The 22,669-nt window shown below is 62.1% G+C and carries 19 protein-coding genes; 12 read left to right on the top strand and 7 right to left on the bottom strand.

Going from position 1 to position 22,669, the window contains the following annotated elements:
* The first annotated feature begins 165 nt into the window (after positions 1-165).
* The 4 genes from OGV19_RS09260 to OGV19_RS09245 all read left to right on the top strand — a co-directional run bounded on the left by OGV19_RS09260 (position 166) and on the right by OGV19_RS09245 (position 5,096).
* Entirely contained in the window at positions 166-1,743 is a 1,578-nt protein-coding gene (locus OGV19_RS09260; RefSeq protein ID WP_264313109.1) for an ATP-binding cassette domain-containing protein, read from the top strand.
* 125 nt (positions 1,744-1,868) lie between these two features.
* The gene (locus tag OGV19_RS09255) at positions 1,869-2,888 is read left to right on the top strand and encodes a branched-chain amino acid aminotransferase (protein WP_264313108.1); all 1,020 of its coding nucleotides are present in this window, start codon (positions 1,869-1,871) and stop codon (positions 2,886-2,888) included.
* A 158-nt stretch (positions 2,889-3,046) separates the two neighbouring features.
* Positions 3,047-3,727, top strand: a complete 681-nt coding sequence (locus OGV19_RS09250) for a response regulator transcription factor (RefSeq protein WP_264313107.1) — start codon at positions 3,047-3,049, stop codon at positions 3,725-3,727.
* Positions 3,705-5,096, top strand: a complete 1,392-nt coding sequence (locus OGV19_RS09245; protein ID WP_264313106.1) for a sensor histidine kinase — start codon at positions 3,705-3,707, stop codon at positions 5,094-5,096. The genes OGV19_RS09250 and OGV19_RS09245 overlap by 23 nt, the downstream gene beginning before the upstream one ends.
* On the opposite strand, the gene OGV19_RS09240 is transcribed toward OGV19_RS09245, so the two are convergent.
* Positions 5,024-5,854, bottom strand: coding sequence for an AraC family transcriptional regulator (locus OGV19_RS09240; RefSeq protein WP_264313105.1), 831 nt, complete (start codon positions 5,852-5,854; stop codon positions 5,024-5,026). The genes OGV19_RS09245 and OGV19_RS09240 overlap by 73 nt on opposite strands.
* A 111-nt stretch (positions 5,855-5,965) precedes the next feature.
* On the opposite strand from OGV19_RS09240, the gene OGV19_RS09235 reads away from it, so the two are divergent.
* Positions 5,966-6,853 (top strand): EamA family transporter, encoded by an 888-nt coding sequence (locus OGV19_RS09235; RefSeq protein WP_264313104.1) that lies wholly within the window; start codon positions 5,966-5,968, stop codon positions 6,851-6,853.
* 46 nt (positions 6,854-6,899) lie between these two features.
* Here the strand turns inward: OGV19_RS09235 and cysS are convergent, their stop codons facing one another.
* On the bottom strand, positions 6,900-8,282 hold the full coding sequence (gene cysS / locus OGV19_RS09230; RefSeq protein WP_264313103.1) for a cysteine--tRNA ligase: 1,383 nt from the start codon (positions 8,280-8,282) through the stop codon (positions 6,900-6,902).
* 9 nt (positions 8,283-8,291) lie between these two features.
* On the bottom strand, positions 8,292-9,995 hold the full coding sequence (locus OGV19_RS09225; RefSeq protein WP_264313102.1) for a glutamine--tRNA ligase/YqeY domain fusion protein: 1,704 nt from the start codon (positions 9,993-9,995) through the stop codon (positions 8,292-8,294).
* Positions 9,996-10,245: 250 nt separating this feature from the next.
* Between OGV19_RS09225 and OGV19_RS09220 the strand changes: the two genes are divergently transcribed.
* On the top strand, positions 10,246-10,749 hold the full coding sequence (locus OGV19_RS09220; protein WP_264313101.1) for a peptidylprolyl isomerase: 504 nt from the start codon (positions 10,246-10,248) through the stop codon (positions 10,747-10,749).
* Positions 10,746-11,468 (top strand): UDP-2,3-diacylglucosamine diphosphatase, encoded by a 723-nt coding sequence (gene lpxH / locus OGV19_RS09215; protein ID WP_264313100.1) that lies wholly within the window; start codon positions 10,746-10,748, stop codon positions 11,466-11,468. The genes OGV19_RS09220 and lpxH overlap by 4 nt, the downstream gene beginning before the upstream one ends.
* Positions 11,469-11,509: 41 nt before the next feature.
* On the opposite strand, the gene OGV19_RS09210 is transcribed toward lpxH, so the two are convergent.
* Positions 11,510-13,819: a bifunctional acylase PvdQ gene (locus OGV19_RS09210; protein WP_264313099.1), complete on the bottom strand. Its 2,310-nt coding sequence runs from the start codon at positions 13,817-13,819 to the stop codon at positions 11,510-11,512.
* Between the two features lie 196 nt (positions 13,820-14,015).
* Between OGV19_RS09210 and OGV19_RS09205 the strand changes: the two genes are divergently transcribed.
* Positions 14,016-14,390: a fe2+ zn2+ uptake regulation protein gene (locus OGV19_RS09205; RefSeq protein WP_264313098.1), complete on the top strand. Its 375-nt coding sequence runs from the start codon at positions 14,016-14,018 to the stop codon at positions 14,388-14,390.
* A gap of 36 nt (positions 14,391-14,426) precedes the next feature.
* On the opposite strand, the gene OGV19_RS09200 is transcribed toward OGV19_RS09205, so the two are convergent.
* Complete coding sequence (locus OGV19_RS09200; protein WP_264313097.1) at positions 14,427-14,615, bottom strand: hypothetical protein; 189 nt, start codon at positions 14,613-14,615, stop codon at positions 14,427-14,429.
* 150 nt (positions 14,616-14,765) lie between these two features.
* On the opposite strand from OGV19_RS09200, the gene OGV19_RS09195 reads away from it, so the two are divergent.
* From OGV19_RS09195 to OGV19_RS09180, 4 genes are all read left to right on the top strand, one after another.
* Positions 14,766-15,224 (top strand): hypothetical protein, encoded by a 459-nt coding sequence (locus OGV19_RS09195; RefSeq protein WP_264313096.1) that lies wholly within the window; start codon positions 14,766-14,768, stop codon positions 15,222-15,224.
* Between the two features lie 252 nt (positions 15,225-15,476).
* Positions 15,477-15,857 carry a Mor transcription activator family protein gene (locus tag OGV19_RS09190; RefSeq protein WP_264313095.1) on the top strand — a complete coding sequence of 127 codons (381 nt, stop codon included), beginning with the start codon at positions 15,477-15,479 and terminating at the stop codon, positions 15,855-15,857.
* A 57-nt stretch (positions 15,858-15,914) separates the two neighbouring features.
* Complete coding sequence (locus OGV19_RS09185; protein WP_264313094.1) at positions 15,915-16,613, top strand: DUF2589 domain-containing protein; 699 nt, start codon at positions 15,915-15,917, stop codon at positions 16,611-16,613.
* Between the two features lie 60 nt (positions 16,614-16,673).
* Positions 16,674-17,234: a DUF2589 domain-containing protein gene (locus OGV19_RS09180; RefSeq protein WP_264313093.1), complete on the top strand. Its 561-nt coding sequence runs from the start codon at positions 16,674-16,676 to the stop codon at positions 17,232-17,234.
* Positions 17,235-17,243: 9 nt separating this feature from the next.
* Here OGV19_RS09180 and OGV19_RS09175 read toward each other — a convergent pair whose 3' ends face one another.
* Positions 17,244-20,918, bottom strand: a complete 3,675-nt coding sequence (locus OGV19_RS09175) for a translocation/assembly module TamB domain-containing protein (protein WP_264313092.1) — start codon at positions 20,916-20,918, stop codon at positions 17,244-17,246.
* Positions 20,915-22,657, bottom strand: a complete 1,743-nt coding sequence (locus OGV19_RS09170; RefSeq protein WP_264313920.1) for an autotransporter assembly complex protein TamA — start codon at positions 22,655-22,657, stop codon at positions 20,915-20,917. Before OGV19_RS09170 ends, OGV19_RS09175 begins: the two co-directional genes overlap by 4 nt.
* Between the last annotated feature and the right edge of the window lie 12 nt (positions 22,658-22,669).

The raw sequence follows: 22,669 nt of genomic DNA, 5'->3' as shown, positions 1-22,669 counted from the left end.
CTAGCAGCGGGCGGCGCTTTACCTGCCTTCGCCGGTCCGATACGATCCTGCTTCCACTCCTACGAGGTATTCGTCCAATGCGCCATTGATGCCGCCGTCCCTTCGACGGCCAGTCTTCAGCCTCCGGTTCGCTCCGGAGATGTCGCGGCATGAGTGGAGTTGTGCATGACGAATACGTCGATCCTGACGCTGGACAGCGTCTCTTTGGCTTTGCCTGACGGCAGGCTGTTGTTTTCCGATCTCAGCGAATCGTTCGATCAGCGCCGTACGGGCATGGTCGGGCGCAATGGCGTGGGTAAAAGCCTGCTCGGACAGATCCTGGCCGGCCAGCGCGAGCCCAGCAGCGGGCGCTGCCTTCGCCATGGTCGCATCCATCACCTGAATCAACAGGTCATCCAGCAAAGCGCCACGGTAGCCGACCTTGCCCAGGCAGGTACGGTGATCGCGGCGTTGAAGCGCATTGAACAGGGCAGCGTCGATCCAGTCGATTACGACACAGTAGGTGAGCGCTGGGATATACGCGAGCAACTCCAGTTGCAACTTGACCGACAGGGCCTCGGCCAGCTCGACTGGCACCAGCCGACCCGCAGCCTCAGCGGTGGCCAAGCCATGCGCGTGGCCTTGATCGGTGCCTGGCTCAGCGACGCCGACTATTTGATTCTGGACGAACCGAGCAATCATCTGGATGCCGAGGCCCGCGCGCAGTTGCTGACCATGATCCAGGCCTGGGACCGAGGCTTGCTGGTTATCAGCCACGACCGCAGCCTGCTTGAACACATGTCGCGTATCGTCGAGCTGTCCAGCCTCGGTTTGCAGGCGTTCGGGGGCAACTTCAGCCTCTATGCCACGCAAAAAGCCAAACAAACGGAATTGGCACAGCAGCAACTTGCTCGACTCAAACACGAGCGCCAACGTCACGCCCACGAACTTCAGCGCCAGCGCGAAGACCTTGAGCGCCACCAGGCGCGCGCCGGGCGCCAGGCCAAGCACGCAAACCAGGCGAAGATTCTGCTGGATCGTCAGCAGGAGCGCAGCCAGGCCACGGCTGGCAAACAGCGCCGCGACCATCGCGAAGCCTTACAGGCCCTGCAAGTTCACGTCCGTGATGCAGCCCGTGAAGTTGAACAGAGCAGTACCATCATCCTGCATGCACCGACCCCTCAACGTCACCCTGGGAGGGAAGTACTGGCTCTGCAACAACTGCGTCTGCCGCATGGCAACAGCAAACCCTTGAACCTGCGGCTGTGCGTGGGCCAGCGTGTGGGCCTGGTCGGCGCCAACGGCAGTGGCAAGTCCACCTTGCTGCGCGTGCTGAATGGCGATTTGACCGTGCCGTCCGACATCGTCCGCCTGAGCGGCGAAGTGGCCTTGCTCGATCAGCATTGCAGCGTGCTATCGGGGCAAACCACCGTGCTCGACCACCTGCGCCAGGCCAACCCGACCTTGGCACAGAGTGAATTGCGCAGCCGGCTGGCGCAGTTGGGCCTTGATGCGGTGCGTGTTGAGCTGCCCAGCGCCCTGCTCAGTGGCGGTGAACGGCTCAAGGCCGCACTGGCTGCCGTGCTGTACCGCGAACGGCCGCTGGACCTGTTGCTGCTGGATGAACCCGGTAACCATCTGGACTTGCCGTCACTGGCCGCGCTGGAATGCATGCTTGGGCATTTTCGGGGGGCGCTGGTGGTGGTTTCCCATGATGCGGTGCTGCTCGAAAGGCTCGCGCTGGATGATTACTGGCATCTTTGAGTGCATCAGCGCCCAGCAATTCGTGACTGGCCGTTCCCGATCCGCGACGGATGTATTATCGTGGCGTGGTGCGCATATAACAGCAGCCCGAGCGATCGGGCATCTGCAAGACAATCGAGGGTGTCATGAGTAACGAGAGCATTAACTGGGACAAGCTGGGTTTCGACTACATCAAGACCGACAAACGCTACCTGTCCGTATGGCGCAATGGCGAATGGGACAAAGGCACCCTGACCGACGACAACGTACTGCACATCAGTGAAGGCTCCACTGCCCTGCACTACGGCCAGCAGTGCTTCGAAGGCCTCAAGGCCTACCGCTGCAAGGACGGCTCGATCAACCTGTTCCGCCCGGACCAGAACGCCGCACGCATGCAGCGCAGCTGCGCCCGCCTGCTGATGCCGCACGTGCCGACCGATGTGTTCATCGAGGCCTGCAAGCAAGTGGTCAAGGCCAACGAGCACTTCGTGCCACCGCATGGCAAAGGCGCCCTGTACCTGCGCCCGTTCGTGATCGGCACCGGTGACAACATCGGCGTGCGCACCGCCCCCGAGTTCATCTTCTCGATCTTCGCCATCCCGGTTGGCTCGTACTTCAAGGGCGGCATGAAGCCGCACAACTTCCAGATCTCCAGCTTCGACCGTGCCGCCCCGCAAGGCACCGGCGCGGCCAAGGTCGGTGGCAACTATGCCGCCAGCCTGCAGCCGGGCGCCGAAGCCAAGAAGGCGAACTTCGCCGATGCCATCTACCTCGACCCGCTGACCCACACCAAGATCGAGGAAGTCGGTTCGGCCAACTTCTTCGGCATCACCGCCAACAACGAGTTCGTCACGCCGAAATCGGCCTCCGTGCTGCCAGGCATCACCCGCCTGTCGCTGATGGAACTGGCGTCCTCGCGCCTGGGCCTGAAAGTGATCGAAGGCGATGTCGAGATCAACAACCTGGACCGCTTCATCGAAGCCGGTGCGTGCGGCACCGCCGCAGTGATCACCCCGATCGGTGGTATCGAGTTCAACGGCAAGCTGCACGTGTTCCATGACCTGGAAAAAGTCGGCCCGGTCACCCAGAAGCTCTACAACGAGCTGACCGGCATCCAGAGCGGCGACGTCGAAGCACCGGCAGGCTGGATCGTCAAAGTCGCCTGAGGCACTGCGACAGCCTGAAAAAGGGGCATGCCAGACGATGGCATGCCCCTTTTTTTGGCCGTTTGCTCGGCCGCGACCCGCCAGATGAATTTTTCTTAAATCGCCGTTTGTCTATTCTTTGGCACAATCAAGTCTCTACTCGCCGCCCAGGAACCAGCATGCCACGCGTACTGACCATCGAAGACGACGCCGTCACCGGCCAGGAAATCGTCGCCGAACTCACCAGCCACGGCCTGGACGTGGATTGGGCCGACAATGGCCGGGAAGGCCTGGCCAAGGCGATTGCCGGTGGCTACGACCTGATTACCCTGGACCGAATGCTGCCCGAAGTCGATGGCCTGACTATCGTCACCACCCTGCGCAGCCTCAAGATCGCCACGCCAATCCTGATGATCAGCGCCCTGTCCGACGTCGACGAGCGGGTGCGCGGCCTGCGTGCCGGGGGTGACGACTACCTGACCAAGCCATTCGCCTCGGACGAGATGGCCGCCCGGGTGGAAGTGCTGTTGCGCCGCAACAGCGTGCCCATGACCCAGACCCGCCTGCAAGTCGCCGATCTGCAACTGGACTTGATCAGCCACGAGGCGCGGCGCGGCGAGCACACGCTCAACCTGCTGCCCACCGAATACAAGCTGCTGGAATACCTGATGCGCCACAGCGGCCAGGTCATCACGCGGATGATGATCTTCGAAGAGGTCTGGGGCTATCACTTCGACCCGGGCACCAACCTGATCGACGTCCACATCGGCCGCCTGCGCAAGAAGATCGACTCACCCGGCCAATCGCCGCTGATCCGTACGGTACGGGGCTCCGGCTATGCCATTGCTGAACCCGTCTAAGGGCTGGAGTTCCTCGACCAGCCGCCTGTTGGCGCTGTACAGCTTTCTGTTCGTGGCCTGGAGCAGCATCCTCATGGGCGTGCTGTACTTCGAGGTTTCCAGCTACCTGAACAAACTCACCCGCCACTCCATGCTGCAGCGCCAGCACCTGTTCGCGCACATGAGCGGCAAGCAACTGGACGACGCGCTGATTGCCAGCCAGGCCTTCGAAGAGCGCGCCTTCGACGCCTACGGCCTGTTCGACGCTCAGCTCAACCCGATCGGCGGGCGTATCCGTGCCATTCCGCCGGAGCTTGGCATGGACGGCAAGGTGCATGAACTCAAGCGCTGCCTGGATGCGGACGACCCGCACATGCCGCGTGACAGCTGCGATGCGGTGGCGATCAAGGTGCAGGACGGCCGCTGGCTGGTGCTGTTCCGCGACAATGGCTCACTGTTCGTCGTTACCCGCATCATCCTGGATGCGTTGCTGTGGGGCATTTCCCTGACCCTGATCCCCGGGTTTGCCGGCTGGTACCTGCTACGGCGCAGGCCACTCAAGCGTATCCGCGCCATTCAGGCCCAGGCCGAGCTGATCGTCGCGGGCGACCTCACCCACCGCCTGCCACTGTCGGCCCGTCGCGACGAGCTGGACATGCTGGCCGCCATCGTCAATGCCATGCTGGATCGTATCGAGCGGTTGATGCACGAGGTCAAAGGGGTGTGCGACAACATTGCCCACGACCTGCGTACGCCGCTGACCCGCCTGCGCGCCCAGCTGTACCGCATTCGCCAGCAGAGTGACGCCGATTCGGCGCAGGCCGAGGCGCTGGACCAGGCGATTGGCGAAACCGACACCTTGATGGCGCGCTTTCGCGGCCTGTTGCGCATCAGTGAACTGGAAGACCGTCAGCGCCGTGCAGGCTTCGTGCAACTCGACCCTCATGAGCTGCTGGTGGAGCTGCACGACTTTTATCTGCCCCTGGCCGAGGATGGCGGTATTCGCCTGGAGCTTGACCAGCCCGCGCAGCTACCGGCGCTGCACGGTGACCGCGAACTGCTGTTCGAGGCGCTGGCCAACCTGGTGGGCAACGCCATCAAGTTCACCCCAGAAGGTGGCCGCGTGCGCGTTTTGGCGACGCAGGACGACCAGGGCCTGCATATCGCAATCGAGGACAGCGGCCCGGGGATCCCTGAAGAGGAACGCACTGCGGTACTGAAGCGGTTCTATCGCAGCGAGGAAGGCCACCGCCATCCGGGCTTCGGGCTGGGTTTGTCGATCGTTGCCGCGATCGTTGATCTGCATGGGTTTGGCCTTCAGGTGGGTGCCAGCGAGCTGGGCGGCGCGAAGCTGCTGCTGCATTGCCCATGGGTTGGGGTGTCGAAGTAGCGGCTGGGCACCTCGCCCAGCACGCGCTTGAACACTGTCGCAAAGGCGCTCGGGCTGCTGTACCCAAGCGCCAGCGCAACGCGCGTAACCGGCTCACCCTTGCCCAGCCGAACCACGGCGTCCAGCAAGCAGGCCTGCTGGCGCCATTCGATAAAGCTGATCCCGGTGTGCAGGCGAAACTGGCGTGTGAATGTGCGCCGGCTCATGCTGGCCAGCCGCGCCATGCCGTCGATGCCTGTTTGCAGTGAGGGCGCAGCCAGAAACGCTTTGCACGCACGCGCAAGGCGCGGCTCTGTGGGGATAGGCGCATTCAACGACAACCCCGGCATGTCGGCAATCTCATACAACAACAACCCCATCAAGCAGGCATCCCGCCCCTGCTGGGGGTAATGGGCAGGCACTTCGACAGCCTTCTCAAGCAGCTGCTGCACCAACGGGGAAACCGCAAATACCTGGCAATGCCGAGGCAGGCCGACCTGCTGGGCTGCCTGCGGGCGAATGTAGGCATTGAGCATGGTAACGGGGCCACGCATGTGCATGGCATGGGCCAGTTGCGCGGGCACCCAGACGGCCCGCAAGGGTGGCACGGCCCAGTTACCTGATTCGGTTGCAACCGTGATCACGCCGCATGCTGCGTAGGCAAACTGACCCCGACGGTGGCTGTGCATCGGGAACAGTTCGCCGTCGGCGAATGCCTTCCTTGTCACCACCACATCGCAATGTGTGTCGTCGTATAGCGTGTCTTCGGTGTATGTCATGGCCCGATTTTAATTAGATTTGACCTTGAATTGAAAGCGGGCCAAATCGTGATTCGGCATATTCCTCACGCGTCAAGGCGCACTGCCGCGACCTCAGAAGATTGCCATGCCATGCACAAAAAACACCTGATCCTTGCCGTCCTGGTTACTGCCCTGTGGGGTATCAATTTCCCGATCACCAAACTGGGTTTGGCCCAGGTCGATCCCCTGCTGCTCACCGGCATCCGCTTCGCGCTGTGCGCATTGCCGTGGGTGTTCTTCGTGAAGCGCCCGAAGGTTGCCGTCTACTGGATAGCTGCATACGGCCTGATTTTTGGCGTTGCCATGTGGGCCTTGATCAATCTGGGGATTGCCATGGGCGTGCCGCCCGGCAGCGCCTCGCTGCTGATTCAGTTCAGTGCGTTCTTTACCTTGGCCTGGGGCTGTTTGCTGTTTCGCGAACCCCTTACCGGCCCCCAGCTGATCGGCATCGTGCTGGCGGCAGCCGGCTTGGTTGGCATCCTGGCAGCAAGCCCCGGCAAAACCACGACAACAGGTTTGACGCTGGTCTTGATCAGCGCGCTGGCCTGGAGCATCGGCAACGTCATCATCAAGCTGTCAAAGGTGAAGGCGATCTTTGCCTTCGTCGTATGGGCCAGCCTTTTTGCACCGATACCCTTGCTTTCGCTGACCTGGTGGCTGCACGGCGCAAGGCCGTTCGTGGCGCTGGCATCGCAGACGCATGCCGTCGTGGTCTTTTCCCTGGCGTTCCAGGTGTATGCCGCGACGCATTTCTGCTATTGGGGATGGAACTACCTGTTGCGCGAATATCCGGTGTCCACGGTAGCGCCGCTGTCGCTGCTGATTCCGGTATTCGGCATCGTCAGCTCAGCGTTGATCGTCCAAGAGGTGCCAAGCGGATGGGACTGGCTGTGTATTGCCCTGATCTTGTCGGCCCTGGCGGTCGGCATGAAGAAAGGGCGAGCGGTGTTGGGCAGAAAAGCGCTGCCTGCTGTTTAGCAGTGTGTCGCGAAAGGGCTGCCTGGCAGCCCCCTCGCTTCACTGATCAGTCAGCCAAGCGCCAGGTAGTTGCGCCCTTGCTGTCTTCCAGCACCACGCCCAGGGCGGTCAGCTGGTCACGGATACGGTCGGATTCCGCCCAGTTCTTGTCTGCACGCGCCTGCAGGCGCGCCTGGATCAAGGCTTCGACTTCAGCAGCATCGACCTTGCCCTCCGCCCCCGCACGCAGGAAGTCATCGGCCTCCAGTTGCAGCACACCCAGCACATCCCCCAGCTCACGCAGGCGCGCAGCCAGGCCAGCAGCAGCCTCCAGGTCGCTGTCGCGCAGGCGGTTGATCTCGCGCACCAGGTCGAACAGCACGGCGCAGGCTTCCGGGGTGCCGAAGTCGTCGTTCATCGCCACGCTGAAACGCTCGACAAACGCTTCGCCACCCTTGGCCGCCACCCGTGGCAGGCCGCGCAGTGCGTGGTAGAAGCGCTCCAGAGCGCCCTTGGCATCGCGCAGGCTGTCTTCGGAGTAGTTGATGGCGCTACGGTAGTGGCTGGCCACCAGCAGGTAACGCACCACCTCCGGGTGGTACTTCTCCAGCACATCGCGGATGGTGAAGAAGTTGTTCAACGACTTGGACATCTTCTCGCCGTTGATACGGATCATGCCGCAGTGCATCCAGGCATTGGCGTACTGCTTGCCGGTAGCGGCCTCGCTCTGGGCGATCTCGTTCTCGTGGTGCGGGAACTCCAGGTCGCTACCGCCACCGTGGATGTCGAAGCTTTCACCCAGGCAGCAGGTGGACATCACCGAGCACTCGATGTGCCAGCCCGGACGACCGGGGCCCCAGGGTGATTCCCAGCTCGGCTCGCCCGGCTTGACGCCTTTCCACAGCACGAAGTCCAGCGGGTCCTGTTTGGCCTCGTCGACCTCGATGCGGGCACCGATGCGCAGGTCTTCGATCTTCTTGCGCGACAGCTTGCCGTAACCGACGAACTTGCCTACCCGGTAGTACACGTCGCCGTTACCTGGCGCGTAGGCGTAGCCCTTGTCGATCAGCGTCTGGATCATCGCGTGCATGCCGGCGATGTGGTCGGTGGCACGCGGCTCCTGGTCCGGCGGCAGGATGTTGAGGCGGCGCTCATCCTCGTGCATCGCGTCGATCATGCGGGCGGTCAGCGCGTCGAAGGTCTCGCCGTTCTCGTTGGCCCGGTTGATGATCTTGTCGTCGATGTCGGTGATGTTGCGCACGTAGGTCAGCTCATAGCCGCTCTTGCGCAGCCAACGGGTGACCAGGTCGAAGGCCACCATGCTGCGACCATGGCCAAGGTGGCAGTAGTCGTACACGGTCATGCCGCAGACGTACATGCGCACCTTGTTGCCATCGAGCGGCTTGAAGGCTTCCTTGGTTTTGCTCAGGGTGTTGTAGATGTTAAGCACGACGGTTCCTTAACTGCCCCAGGAGTCACGCAGGGTGACGGTGCGGTTGAACACCGGGCGACCCGGCTGGCTGTCCTTGAGGTCGGCGCAGAAGTAACCTTCGCGCTCGAACTGGAAGCGGTCTTCAGGCTGGGCCTGACCCAGCGACGGCTCGGCACGGCAGCCGGTCAGCACTTGCAGCGAATCCGGGTTGATGTTGTCCAGGAAGGTGCCGCCGTCTTCGGTCTTTTCCGGGTTCGCCGATCGGAACAGGCGGTCGTACAGGCGCACTTCGCACTCGACGCTGCCTGCGGCCGGCACCCAGTGGATCACACCCTTGACCTTGCGGCCTTCCGGGTTCTTGCCCAGGGTGTCCGGGTCGTACGAGCAACGCAGCTCGACGATGTTGCCGTCGGCATCCTTGATGGCTTCATCAGCGCGGATGACATAGCTGCCACGCAGGCGCACTTCACCGGCCGGCTCCAGGCGCTTGTAGCCCTTTGGCGGCTCTTCCATGAAGTCGTCGCGGTCGATGTACAGTTCACGCGCGAACGGCAGCACACGCACACCCATGTCTTCTTTAGGGTGACGCGGCAGCTCGAGCTGCTCGACCTGGCCTTCCGGGTAGTTGGTGATGACCACTTTCAGTGGGCGCAGCACGCACATGGCGCGTGGTGCAGTGCGGTCGAGGTCGTCACGGATGCTGAATTCAAGCATCGACATATCGACCACGCCGTCAGAACGGTTGGTGCCGATCATTTCGCAGAAGTTGCGAATCGACGCTGGCGTATAACCGCGACGGCGGAAGCCCGACAGGGTCGACATGCGCGGGTCGTCCCAGGCATCGACGTGCTTTTCGTCGACCAATTGCTTGAGCTTGCGCTTGGAGGTGATGGTGTAGTTCAGGTTCAGGCGGCTGAACTCGTACTGACGCGGGTGCGCCGGTACCGGCAGGTTGTCGAGGAACCAGTCGTACAGCGGACGGTGCCCTTCGAACTCCAGGGTGCAGATCGAGTGGGTGATGCCCTCGATGGCGTCCGACTGGCCGTGGGTAAAGTCGTAGTTGGGGTAGATGCACCACTTATCACCGGTCTGGTGGTGGTGGGCATGGCGGATGCGGTAAAGAATAGGGTCGCGCAGGTTCATGTTCGGCGACGCCATGTCGATCTTGGCTCGCAGTACGCGTTCACCGTCCTTGAACTCGCCGGCCTTCATGCGGGCGAACAGGTCGAGGTTTTCTTCGACGCTGCGCTCGCGGAACGGGCTGTTCTTGCCCGGCTCCTTGAGGTTGCCGCGGTATTCCTTGGCTTGATCAGGGGTCAGGTCGCAGACATAGGCCTTGCCACGCTTGATCAGCTCGACGGCCCAGTCGTGCAACTGGTCGAAGTAATTGGAGGCGTAGCGCACGTCGCCGGCCCAGTCGAAGCCCAGCCACTTGACGTCGCTCTGGATGGCGTCGATGTACTCCTGGTCTTCCTTGGCCGGGTTGGTATCGTCGAAACGCAGGTGGCAGACGCCACCGAATTCCTTGGCCAGGCCAAAGTTCACGCAGATCGACTTGGCGTGACCAATGTGCAGGTAACCGTTGGGCTCCGGCGGGAAACGGGTGACGATGCTGCTGTGCTTGCCCGAGTCCAGGTCGGCCTGGATGATCGGCCGCAGGAAGTTCGCAGGGACAGCGGGGGCGCCTTTGGCAGCGGCGTTGGGCGCGTTGTCGGCAGTGGGCTTGCTCATAGGATCCTTGAATGCACGTGTCCGGCCTGGGTAGGCCGATTGAATCAAAGGGCCTATCATAGCCGAAGCAGTCAAGCTGCTGACAGCCGGGCTCGGACAAACTGGCGCGATTTATCACGGCTTTTTTGCCGCAGCCTGGCAAAATGGCCCGTGCGCGCCATTGTGTCGCGATCGCCTGATCCTGCGTCAGGTGATAACCCGCGCACTGCGCACCCTAATTTTTGATTGCCTTGAAAGAGCGAATTTCAGCATGTCCAAAGTCAAACTGAGCACCAACCACGGCGACATCGTCCTGCAACTGGACGCCGAAAAAGCCCCTCTGACCGTTGCCAACTTCCTGGCCTACGTTGAAGCCGGCCACTACTCGAACACCGTGTTCCACCGTGTGATCAAAGGCTTCATGATCCAGGGCGGCGGTTTCGAGCCAGGCATGAACGAAAAGCGTGACAAGCGTGCCAGCATCCAGAACGAAGCCGACAACGGCCTGAAAAACGACAAGTACACCATCGCCATGGCCCGCACCATGGAGCCGCACTCCGCCTCGGCGCAGTTCTTCATCAACGCCTCCGACAACGACTTCCTCAACCACAGCGGCAAGAACGTGCAGGGCTGGGGCTATGCCGTATTCGGTAAAGTGACCGAAGGCCAGGACGTCGTCGACAAGATCGAAGCCGTTGCCACCGGCTCCAAATCCGGCCACCAGGACGTGCCGAAAGATGACGTGATCATCGAGAAAGCCGAGATCGTTGGGTGATATTGCTGATCTCTGATCTGCACCTGCAAGAAGAACGCCCGGATATCACCCGGGCGTTTCTTGATCTGCTCGATGGCCGTGCGCGGCATGCCAAGGCGCTGTACATCCTTGGCGATTTCTTCGAGGCGTGGATCGGCGACGATGCCATGACGCCGTTCCAGCAATCGATTTGCCAGGCCATGCGCCAGTTGAGCGACAGCGGTACGGCGATCTACCTGATGCACGGCAACCGTGATTTCCTGATCGGTCAGGACTTCTGCGAGGCCGCCGGCTGTACCTTGCTGGCCGACCCGAGCGTGATCGAACTGGGCGGTGAGCAGGTACTGCTGATGCACGGTGACACACTGTGCACGCGGGACCTGGCCTACATGAAGCTGCGTCGTTACCTGCGCAACCCATTGAGCCTGTGGATTTTGCGGCACCTGCCGCTGTCCTCCAGGCACAAACTGGCGCGCAAGCTGCGCAGCGAAAGCCGCACGCAAACGCGCATGAAGGCCACGGAGATCGTCGACGTCACACCGGAAGAAGTGCCAAAGGTGATGGCGGCGCACGGGGTCAGGACGTTGGTCCATGGCCACACCCACCGGCCGGCGATTCACAAGCTGGTGGTAGACGGCCAACCGGCACGACGCATCGTGCTGGGGGACTGGGACCGTCGGGGCTGGACCTTGCAGGTTGACGAACAGGGCTTTCAGCTGGCGCCGTTCGAGTTTTCCTGAACAGCCGAAAATTTGGGGCCGCTTCGCAGCCCCAGATTCCTTTAATGCTGAGCCACTGCCCCTTTGTCCCGCTCACTGATCACATACTCCCGATACTCGGGGTCCGCCTTTATCTGCGCCTCGGTAAACGGAATCACTGCCAGTTGCTTGGCCGAGAATGCCTTGGTCTGGTCATGGGCATGGGCCGAACCCGCCTCGCTCGACTGGGAAAACGCCAGCAGCCCCCGGGCCTGAGGCCCCTGATCGGTGAAGCTGACCAGTTGCAGGTAGCTGGTGCCACTGAGCACCAGGCGCTTGCCCGGCCCATGCGGCACGCTGTGAATCGCGTTGTAGACCCCAAGCCCCTGCGGGCCACCCGGCACCGGCGTGCCATCGATAGCTTGCTGCACCTGCCCCCATTGGCTGTCGCGCCCTACCCCGCTTTCACTCACCTGCTGCAACGACGCCAAGGCCGCCTCGCGCAGCAGCTTGCGCACCGCAGCCTGCTCAACTGCCAGGCCGCGCGGCGTATGCTGCGGGTCAGCCGGGTCGAATGCCACCCGCCAGCTCTCAGGATGAGCCGCCAGGGCCTCGAACATGTTCTGGAAATGCACCAGGCCGATGCCGCTGTCTAGGTCAGCTTTGCCGTTCCAGGCGACCAGGCTGGCACACACGGGCTGCAGGTCTGCTGCGGCCCCCTTGCACCACGCTAACAGGTCCGGCAACAGCAGGCTGGCGAGGTAGACTTCATCATCCGTGACCATGTGCTGCAGATCGTCGATACCCAGCTTGGCTGTGCCTTGCAGGCGGTGCAGGGCAAAACGACCACGCATGCCCAGCGGCTGGTCATTGCGGCTGACCAGCGGCGAATAGCCGGTCAAAGGCTGCGCGGGGTTGGCCATCCAGGCGGGGTCGTTGGAATTCTGTACAAAGTCCTTGCGTTCCAGGCTCGGCAGTAATCGCGCCGGGAAGATGCCGGGCTGCGCAGCTTGCGCATCGACCTTCCACTGGCAGGCGCTGCGCGAGCCATCCAATACCACCAGGCGCCCCGATGCCTTGGGGTTGCCGCATGCACTGAGCAGTTGCTGATCGACGTACGGGACCACCGACTGATTGAGGTACAGCGCTCGGCCGCCTTCATCCACAGCAAGCGTGTTGACCCAGGGAATGCCTTGCAACTGCTCCACCGAGCCCTTCAGCGCGTCCAGGCTGTCGGCATGGTTGATGCGATACCACTGCTGCAGCACCCGCGTGTTCTCCAGGTTGGCGTCGCGCAAGCTGTAAGCTGCCCGTGCGTCCCAGTCCAGGCGCCCTGGCCACTGCACCACTGGCCCGAACTTCGAGCTGTAGACCTGGCGTTCAACCTGGCTCAAGGAGCCATCTTCTGCCTTGACCGTGACGCTGACAGTCTGCCGCGACAACGGCAGCGACTTGCCGTCGAGCAAGTAGCGGGTCGGGTCTTTTGGATCAAGCTCAAGGCGATAGAGCGTGAAATGGTTTGACGTATCAACCGTGTGCGTCCAGGCCAGATGCCGGTTGAAGCCGATGTTCACCACGGGCAGGCCCGGTAATGCAGCCCCCATCACATCCAATTGGCCCGGTATGGTCAGCTGCATTTGATAAAAGCGCATGCCGCCCATCCAGGGGAAGTGCGGGTTGGCCAGCAACAGGCCACGGCCGTTGGCCGAGCGCTGCGACCCGACTGCCACCGCGTTGCTGCCTCGCTCCGATGCAAAGCGCGCCTGGCGGGCCAGTGCCGAGGCAAAATCCGGTGCCCCGTGCTGACTGGACAGCGCGGGCGGCTGCGCCCCTGCCAGCGCCTCGACGAACTGACCGACACCCCCTTCAGCCAGCAGACGACGGGTCAGCTTGACCAGGTCCTGGCTAGTGATCGGCCGCACCCAGTCCCCCTTTGCGCACTCTGCAGGCAAACCTTGGCTACGGCGCTCGGCCAGGGCACGGTTGAAACCACCCGCATAGCCCTCCAGCAGATCACGCACTGGCGCCGGTTGAGCCTGGAGAAACGCACCCACGGCAGCCGGTGTGTTGAGCCAGGTGAAAAACAGGTCGCTGGCAAGGTTGTCCCGTTGCTCGATGGTTTTACCCTTGGCACCGAAGTAGCGCGACCGCTCGCCGTTCACCGTCAGCACTTCGTTGGCCAACAGGCACACGTTGTCCTGTGCGTAGGCATAACCGATGCCGTACCCCAGGCCGCGCTCATCCTTGGCCACGATGTGCGGCACCCCAAAGCTGGTACGGCGAATCTGTGCGCTGGCATCAGCGCTGGCAGGCTGTGCTTGCGCGGCAATGCTGAAGGCGACCAGGGCAGCGGCGAGGCTGGCACGGGTCATGGGACGCGAAATCGAAAACACGGGCACACCTCGGATTCAGGGGTCATCCCGATCAGACGAATGGCTGCGTGAAAATTTTACGTATTACAAGGCGATAGAACGTCTTGAAACAGGAGCAGGCAATTTTTTTTCGGGCGGACTGCAGATTTTCCGTTCTCATTCGTCCTAGTAAGTGAGGCAACCACATTTCGGGTAGTCCACGAAAAGGAGCATTCACATGTACAACCCGCAACCCTCAATGCAGGCTGGGCACATCCCAGGCAAGGCGCCCAAAGGACAGGACGCTTTCGCCGACGAGCGTGTCGGGAACGAACACATTCGCGAGCTGTTGCGCACCTTTGGCCTGCGCACCAGCCTCATTCGCCTCAAGGTGATCGATGCCTTGCACGCGGCAGACCGCAATGGCCGCAGCATTGGCGTGCGCGGCGTGCATGCACAGCTGGAGCAACTGGATATTCCGCTGTCATTTCTGAGCGTGCGCGAAGTACTCAAGCGGCTGTGTGCCGAAGGCGTCATCAACCTGGGCAGCGACAAATGCTACAGCCTCAACCCCCAGGCCCGCGCGGTGCTGGACCAAGCCTCGCCACGCTGAGCGTATGGCCGGCCACACCTGGCCGGCCCGCACAGGTCAGGGTTTGACCTTGCGCCGCAGAATGCCATTGATCACAACCACGACCACGGCAATGGCGATCGCCACCAACTGGAAGGTCTGCTCACTGATCGTGCCCTGCTTTTGCAGGTGGGACAGGCCCAGCATGAGGCCCAGTACCACCAGGATGATCAGAAGTGAATATTTGAGGCGCTGCACGTGTGTCATTGATAGTTCCTTGCAACATCAGGGGCAAATGGCTCGCAACGAGCAGCGGCCATGATACAACGCCCACCCGCACCGGCGCTGCATTTCCTGCTTAGCGTGGTGCCGTCCGCCTGAAAGCATTGGGCCCTCATCGCCCGTGCCGGAGGCACCATGTACAAATCCATGCTGTTCGCATCCTTTGCTCTGACTTCCTTCCCTCTTTATGCGCTGGACACTCGCCAGACGCCTGCCGAACAGCTGCTCGAACTAGGCAGCGAGCTGGCCGCCAGCGCTGGCTCCAGCCAATGGCAACAACTCTGGCACAGCGTTCGCGAAGCCGGCTATCTGCACCCTCATGCCAGCCAGGTTCACTTCACCTTGCCAGCATCGCAGTTGCCGGACCTGGCCCGCCAGACGTTGGCGCAGGCCGATCAGGTGTACTCCGTGCAGCAGACACGAGCACTTTATCGCCGAAATTTTTCTGATCGCGTTGTAGGAAAGCGCGGCGAGCACGCGTTCAGTGCACTGTGCCTGCTGGTCGACTGGCGTGCCCTGCCCCAGGGCATGACCACAACCCCCCGGGCCTACTTGAAAAGCGCCAGCCTGCTGAGCAGCTACCCGTGTGACTAAGGGTTATAGCCCCCAGCAGTCATGTCAGGTACCACGCCAACGGGAAATCAACACCTGTAGCGAAAAGATGAAGCGATGTCCTACAGCAAGCTAAATCACTGCCTGCAAACCCTGTTCACCGAGGCTACAACCCCCAGCTTATATGCCGCCTAGCGACGCGCCTTGGCTCTACCTGAGAATCCAGTCACACCTTCGACACAACGCCGCTGGTGATCGCGTCCCGCATCGCAACCCCGAACGAAGGAGCGTCGCATGGAGTTACCAGACCTCACCTGCATAGATGTCAGCCAGTTGCCGCACTCACTGCAAGCGCTGATCGAGTGCATCGGTATCGACAATGCTTTTCAGCTGACCTGCGCCTATGGCGGCAGGCCCAAATACATCCCCAAGCACCGCGAGCGCACCAAGCTTGCCGATGTGCTGCCAGCCGAAGCGCTCGACGCGCTGATCAAGCGCTTCGCCGGCGTGGCCCTGGAAATCCCCAAGGCCGACCACTTCACGCGCCAGCTGCGCAACCTGCAAATCCAAAAAGAAAGCGCCGATGGTTTGTCGCGCAGCCTGTTGGCCGACAAATACGGCCTTAGCCTGCGCCAGATCGGCAATATCCGCCGCCAGGAACCTTGCGTTCGCTAGCCATGAGCATTGTGGTCGCCACTGACGCCCACCGCCCCCTAAAAAGAGAATCCAGCTATGCCCATAGACAACAGCCTCATCGGATCCGTCGTCAATGCCTTGCCGATGGACCGCATGATCGCAGGCCCCCTGCAAGCCATGGTGCAGGCGCAGGTCACCGCTAGCAAATCTTATGCCGACTTCCTGATGCAAGTCTGCGTCCAGGAAGGCAAGGCCGTCGCCATCCAGTTCGACTATGACGAAACCATCGTCGACGAACAGGGCGAATACCAAGGTGTCGTCAGCAAGACGATGAAAGTACCGCTGGTGGCGGCGATTACCCACCCGAACATCGCCATCGAGGAAGGCCATGTCGAGTTCGAACTGACCATCAATCAGATGTCGGAAGATGTAACCGACAAGAGCATGGCCGCCGAGGCCGGTGGGTCTCTTGGGTGGGGGCCGTTCAAACTGAACGTCAAGGGCAGCATCAGCCACAAGTCCACGCAGACCCGCAAGACCGATACCCGCGCCCGCTACGCATTCAACACGACCCTGAAGCGCCAAGACCCGCCCGAAGCGATGATGAGGGTCATCGATTTCCTCACCGATGCCGCCACCAAACCCACCGTCGTCAAGAGCGCGACGCTCGATAGCACGGACAAAATCTCACAGGCCGATACCCTGAACGCCCCGGCCAAAAGCAGCAACCCGGAACCTGTCAGCCAAAAAGAAGGTGGCAGCAAGGCGAAGCCCGCCACCCCTCCTGCGAACTGATGTCGGTAACAATCGCCCCCTTGCAGCAGGGGGCACCACCTGGACCCAGGAGCCTGATGATTGGAAAAGTCCCTCGCCCCCATGACATCGATCGATTTGCGCGAGATCACGCGCGGCTTGCAAGAAGCCGCGAGCGCCACCAACAGCCTGATTGCGCAACAGTACATCAACCTGTTCGATCAATTCTTCGACTGTGATACCGACGCACTGGGCGCCCCGATGAAAGCCAAGATGGTCGAGGTGGCCATGGATGAGCAGCACATCATGCGCGTGCCCTTGTTTGCACTGGTGTCACCCAAGGGCCTGGCGCTGGAGCGCATGCAGGTGGACCTGTCGGTTAGGGTCAAAGGGACCGAGGCGCAACAGGCGTTGCTGACCGCCAGTGAGAACAACGCCGCCAGCTTCAAGGTGACCATTGGTGGCCAGGGCCGTCAGGGCGATAGTCGAGACCCTGACGAGGTGCAGATCCGCATGCAGTTCCAGGCCAGCGAGCCGCCTGAAGCGCTCAACAGGCTGATCGAGGAATACACCAGCCTGATCACACCGGTGCGCATGCCCAAATTCACGCCCCCGCCCACGCCCGATACCAATGAATTCATCGAGGCTGCCACGGTCCGTTGACCGCGGCGATCAGAAGTCCCGTTTGTAGAAGATATCCAGCGAGCTTGCCAACCCGCTGGCCGCCTCCAGGTACACCATGCGGCTCAACTTGTAGCGCAACGCGATGGTGTTGGCCGGTTCGAACACCCCCACCCCGTAACGCAAGCTCAGCTTCTCGGTCAGGTTGCCGCTGGCAACCACACTGGTGGTATTGCCTGAGCCTTCGGTATCCAGTTGGAAGTCGTCGATACCCAGGCTCGATGCCAGGCTCCCGGTGATGCCGGCACTGCCTGCCAGTCCCAAGCCCAACGCTGCCTCGGCAAGCATGTTGTTGTCTTCACCCGTCGTGCCCAAGGGGCGCCCCAGCACCAGGTACGACAGGGCCTGCTCCTGGCTCATGGCAGGTTCGGAAAACACCTTTGTGGTGGGCTGCTCAGCACTGCCGCTCAAGCGAATACCGGCAATTACGTCATCTACTTTGCGAATCGCCTCGATGTCCAGGTACGGCTGATCGAGCGGGCCGGCGAACAGTAGCCGCGCCCGGCGAATGGTCAAGCGCTGCCCGTAAGCGCGGTAACGGCCGTCAGCCAGGCTGAGCTCACCCCGGGTATCGAGGTTGTCGCCGATGTGCACGTGACCGAGCAGGTTGGCCGTGAGGCCAAAGCCACTGAATGACAGCTTGTCACGCCCGACTTCGACATCGATGTCCATGGCCATTGCCATGGAGGGTTTACCCTCTTCGGTCTGATGGCCGACGATCACCGTGTCATCGGAAACCTTCACAGTCGATGGCGGCAGCTCACGTACCGTGATCTTGCCTTTTGGCACCTGTACCTTGCCGGTTATCGCCAGCTTGTCATCAATCAGGCGCAGGGTCAGGTCGGGGGCAACCTCCAGCGTGGCGTAAGGCTCCACCGTCACCGGTAGTTGCTGCCCTTGCAAACGCAGGTCCATGCCCAGGGCCTGGCCCCAGGTCAGATTGCCGGTCAACTGGCCGCGCCCCGCTTCGCCACTGCGCCAACCGCCATTGAGCTGAACCTGCTCACCCGCGATCGATGCCTGCAACGACAGGTCTTCCAGGCTTACCGGCAACTCGGCGCCACTGACTTCGCCATGGATCAGCACCAGGTTGCCGTTGACCTGTGGTGCAAGCAAGGTACCCGACAAACGACCGCTGCCATTCAACTGCCCGGCCAGGCGCTCGACCATGGGCACGAACGGGCGGGCGACCGACAGGTCCAGGCCCGCCAGGCGGAAATCCCCCGACAGCGGCTTGTTTTTGCCCAATGGGTCGAGGTGGGTGTTCAAACTCAGTTCACCCAGGCGCTCGCCGCGAAAATCCAGGCGGGCGTCGATACGTCGTGGCGCCAACGTGCTGTCCAGGCGCAAGGTCTGATAGGGGAAGTCGATCCAGCGCCCCTTGTCACGCACCCGCAGGGTGCCGCCACTGGCGTCTACGAGGATGCTGCCCTTGGGGCCACGGGCCGGGATGTCCAGGTTGACGTCGGCGTTCAGCAGGCCTTGCCAGGCAAAGTCCTTTGGCAGCCACTGGGCCAGGCTGTCCAGGGGGAACTGCTTGAGGTGGTAGCGCAGGCGCGGATCAGGTGCCAAGCGCTGGTCTTCACCGCACAGGCTGGCCTGACCAGAGCGCCAGCAATGGGCGCCAAAATCCAGCGTGCCGCTGGCCAACCGCTGCAAGCGTGCTGGTGCCTGCAACTGCCAGTCCTGGCCACCGGCCTGGATGCGCCCACTGGCCAGACGACCCCGCCAGTCGCCCTTGTTCAACTGGCCGTCCAGGCCAAGGTCCAGCTTGAGCTGCGGGCCGTCGAGTGCCAGGGTCAGGGCCTGCTGGCGAATGTCGCCTTTGCCATTGGCCTGCAAGGTACCCAGCGCTGTGTCACCGAGGTGTATGCCACTTGCCTTGAGGTCGATCACGCCACGCTGGGTGTTATCAAGGCGCGCGTCGAGGTCCAGCCGCTGAATACGGTTTTCGGCCTGCGCCAGCTGCTGGCCCTGCAGGGTCAGCGTGCCTTGTGGCGCTTTCAAGGTCCCGGTCACGTCCAGCCGGCCCTTGACCTGACCTTGTAGCCTGGGCCAAAGCTGCCCAAGCCGCGGCAGATCGAGATCCACGCGTCCGGCCAGCCGCTGTTGCAGGCTGCCACTGCCGTTGATGCGGTTGTCACCCAACTGGATCGCCAAGGCACCCAAGGTCCAGCTCTCCCCTGCCCCTTGGGCTTCGACCTTGAGCACCGCGGGCTGACCGCGCAGGCGGCCTTTCAGGTCGAGCTGGGCATCGAGTCTGAGCTCATCGCCTTTCATTTCACCTTTGCTGCGCAGTGGTCCGGCCAGTGTACCGGGCAACTCGGCAAGCCAGTACGCAGGGTCGAGCGCCGAGAGTTGCACATCGACATCCCACGCCAGCGTGTCAGCAAAGCGCACGGCAACACTGCCGGCGGCCTTGCCTTGCCCTGCGGTGAGCGCCAGCTGCGGCAGCTTCACCTGGGTCAGATCACCTTCGAATGGGCTAGCCAGCGTGAAAGCACCCGCCGGGCCGTCCAGATCGCCATTGAAGGTGCCTTGGTAATTGCCATCGCGGTAGTGAACCTGGGCATTGAAACGCTTGAGCGTGACGTCAGGCGGGGTTTCCAGCGGGTACAGACGCAGCCACGGGAAATCCAGCCATTCAAGCTGGGCATCGGCGCTCAGGCCTTGTTGCCAATCGGCGCTGGCCTGCAGCTTTAGCCGCTGGCTATCGCTGGCGTTAAGGTCAAGAGCATCGACCTTGGCCCCCTTGCTATCGACCCACCCGGTCAGCGCCAAGGCAATCGGCGACTGTTCAGCGGGTAAGCTGGCCGAGCCCGACAATTTATAGCCTTTGAGCAAATCGCCTTTGGCGTTGAGCTCAAGCTGGTTGAACTGCAGGGTATCGGGCAGCGAAGCGGTCGGCTTGAACGCCTCGGAACGGATCTGCAGCGTTGCCGGCAAGTGCTCGGCCAATGGCTGCAGCTCACCGTTGAGCTTGGCATCGAGATACCCCGAGGTGGTGCCTTCGAGCTTTAGGGTTTTCTGCAATTCGCCTTGCACTGTCACTGCCAGCTGCCAGCTTTTACCCTCCACCGAAGGCAGTTGAACCTGCCCCTGCAATTGCACTGGCCAGTCACCTTCAGGCTGCAGGTCACCTTGCAGGTCCAGACGCAGGTCATCGCGTTGCAGCTGCAGGTGGTCGATACGCATCCCCGTTCGGGTCCAGTGGGCTGCCAGTTGCAAGTCACCGAGCAAGTCGCTGCCGTCCAGGCGCAGCTGGCCGATCTTGACCTCGCCCAGCTCGATGGCAACCGGCAAACGCAGGGCCGGCAGTTGCAGCGGGCCGCTGTCGGCAGGCACATCACTCGGCGCAAAGGCCATGTCGATGCGTTGCGCATGCAACTGCTCGATGCATAAGGTGGCGCGCAGCAGGCAGGCGGGGGACCACGTCAACAGCGGGGCCTGCACCTCTACCCGGTTGCCGCCCTCGACCCAGCTCAGCCGGCTGGCTTGCCAACTGCCCGCCAGGCGCCCCTGGAAATCGGCGACCTCCAACCCCGGCACCCTTGCCAACGCCCAGCGGCTACCGCGTTCGGTCCCCACCAGCACACCCAGCACAAGGCCTGCGGCCACCACCACGCCGAGCACGCCCAGCAGTATGAATTTGAACACACGTGTCACAGCTCAGGCCCCATGGAGAAGTGCAGGCGAATACCGCCCTCGTCATCGAGTGCCTTGGCCAGGTCCAGGCGCAGCGGCCCGACCGGTGAAACCCAACGCACGCCAATACCCACGCCAGTTTTGAGGCTGGGCAGTTCAAGCGTGTTGAACGAATTACCTTGATCGACGAAGGTTGCCACTCGCCACTTTTCAGTCAGTGAATATTGATACTCGACGCTGCCAGCCACCAGGTAGCGCCCACCGATGCGGTCGCCATCGCTGTTTTTCGGCGACAGGGTCTGGTAGTCGTAGCCACGCACGCTCTGGTCACCACCGGCGAAAAAGCGCAGCGAAGGCGGAATGTTGTGCTTGTAACCGTTGGTGGCACTGCCGCCAAACTGCACCCGGCCGAGGAAGCGATGGTTGTGGCCGAGCGTGGTCAGGCCTTTGAGCAGTACGTTGGCATGCAGCAGGTTGGTGTCGGACACCAGCCCTTCCTTGGCCACCTGGGTATCGAACTGCAGGCGGTAGCCATTGTGCGGATCGATGCGGTTGTCGCTGCGCAGGTACGAAAAGCTGACGCCCGGCAACAGCAGATTGCTCAGCCCCGAGTCATCGCCCAGGCGATACTCTTCACGCTGGTACTTGAGCGAGATGACCCGCTGCCAGCCACTGGGCAACTTGCTGTGCCATTCAGGCCCTACGGTGAGCAGCTTGCTGAGGGTGTCGGTCCCCGCAAGCTCTTCGTTCTGATAACCCCCGGCAAAGCGCAGTTTGTCGGTCAACGGCGGGTCGAGCGGCACGTCATACCACAGACCAACGTTCTGCCGGGGTGCCGACAGCTCGGTTTCCCAACCATAGCTGTGGCCTTGTGGGTTGACCCAGTGCCGCGTCCAGTTGGCCTTGCCGCGGGGGCCGACGTCGGTCGAGAAGCCCAGGCCCAGCCCCATGGTGCGTGGTTTTCGGGTTTCCAGGCGGACATCCACCGGAATGTCCTCGCCCACAGCGGCGGTCGGCGCGGCATCTACCCGCACGCCTTCGAAGTAGCCACTCGATTGCAGGTCGTTGTTGAGCTCGGCGATCAGTTCGGAGTCATAGGGTGTGCCCGGTTTGAACGAGACCATGCGCTGCAGCAGGTCTTCATCCAGCGGGGTATCACCGCCGAACCTGACCGCGCCGAGGCGGTAGCGAGGGCCGCTCTGGTAAACCAGCTCGATGTCGGCCACACCGGCCTGGGGGTCGACCGCCAGGCGCTGGCGGCTGAAGCGGCCGGCGAAGAAGCCATAGCGCGAGGCCTGGTTCTGGATCAGCCGCTTGGCGTCTTCGTAAAGCCCGTGGTTGAGCTGCTCGCCAGCACGCAACGCCTTGCTGTCAGGCACTCGAAACGCCTTCATTTCACTGGCGGGGCCTTCGATGCGTACCGTCACGTTGCGCAGCCTTACAGGCTCGCCCGGGGCGATCTGGATTATCAATTGCGGGGCTTGGTCGGCCTTTGTCGGCGGCTTGACCTCGGTGTCGATCTGAGCCTGATAATAGCCAAGTGCCTGCGCGGCTTTGCGCGCCTGCTCCTCGGCCCCGCGACTGAAACGCAGCAGCGCTTCTTCGTCACGGTCGCCAAGGTTGCCGATATAGCCTTCGACATTGGCCTTGAGCGCCTTGTTGGCCGGTTTTACCTTCACCAGCAACTCGCTCTGGCCCCATGCTGTAAAACTGGCGACCCAGAAAACCAGGCCCCAGGTCAATCTTCCTGAATACGTCATGCGGCGCATGCT

Source organism: Pseudomonas putida, from assembly GCF_025905425.1.
GTDB lineage: Bacteria > Pseudomonadota > Gammaproteobacteria > Pseudomonadales > Pseudomonadaceae > Aquipseudomonas > Aquipseudomonas putida_AF.
This window is presented reverse-complemented; position numbering and strand designations above follow the sequence as displayed.

Bases quoted from the DNA above. Each gene is read 5' to 3' on its own strand.
- OGV19_RS09260 (WP_264313109.1), top strand. From the start codon at position 166: ATGACGAATACGTCGATCCTGACGCTGGACAGCGTCTCTTTGGCTTTG.
- OGV19_RS09255 (WP_264313108.1), top strand. From the start codon at position 1,869: ATGAGTAACGAGAGCATTAACTGGGACAAGCTGGGTTTCGACTACATC.
- OGV19_RS09250 (WP_264313107.1), top strand. From the start codon at position 3,047: ATGCCACGCGTACTGACCATCGAAGACGACGCCGTCACCGGCCAGGAA.
- OGV19_RS09245 (WP_264313106.1), top strand. From the start codon at position 3,705: ATGCCATTGCTGAACCCGTCTAAGGGCTGGAGTTCCTCGACCAGCCGC.
- OGV19_RS09240 (WP_264313105.1), bottom strand. From the start codon at position 5,854: ATGACATACACCGAAGACACGCTATACGACGACACACATTGCGATGTG.
- OGV19_RS09235 (WP_264313104.1), top strand. From the start codon at position 5,966: ATGCACAAAAAACACCTGATCCTTGCCGTCCTGGTTACTGCCCTGTGG.
- OGV19_RS09225 (WP_264313102.1), bottom strand. From the start codon at position 9,995: ATGAGCAAGCCCACTGCCGACAACGCGCCCAACGCCGCTGCCAAAGGC.
- OGV19_RS09220 (WP_264313101.1), top strand. From the start codon at position 10,246: ATGTCCAAAGTCAAACTGAGCACCAACCACGGCGACATCGTCCTGCAA.
- OGV19_RS09205 (WP_264313098.1), top strand. From the start codon at position 14,016: ATGTACAACCCGCAACCCTCAATGCAGGCTGGGCACATCCCAGGCAAG.
- OGV19_RS09200 (WP_264313097.1), bottom strand. From the start codon at position 14,615: ATGACACACGTGCAGCGCCTCAAATATTCACTTCTGATCATCCTGGTG.
- OGV19_RS09195 (WP_264313096.1), top strand. From the start codon at position 14,766: ATGTACAAATCCATGCTGTTCGCATCCTTTGCTCTGACTTCCTTCCCT.
- OGV19_RS09190 (WP_264313095.1), top strand. From the start codon at position 15,477: ATGGAGTTACCAGACCTCACCTGCATAGATGTCAGCCAGTTGCCGCAC.
- OGV19_RS09185 (WP_264313094.1), top strand. From the start codon at position 15,915: ATGCCCATAGACAACAGCCTCATCGGATCCGTCGTCAATGCCTTGCCG.
- OGV19_RS09170 (WP_264313920.1), bottom strand. From the start codon at position 22,657: ATGACGTATTCAGGAAGATTGACCTGGGGCCTGGTTTTCTGGGTCGCC.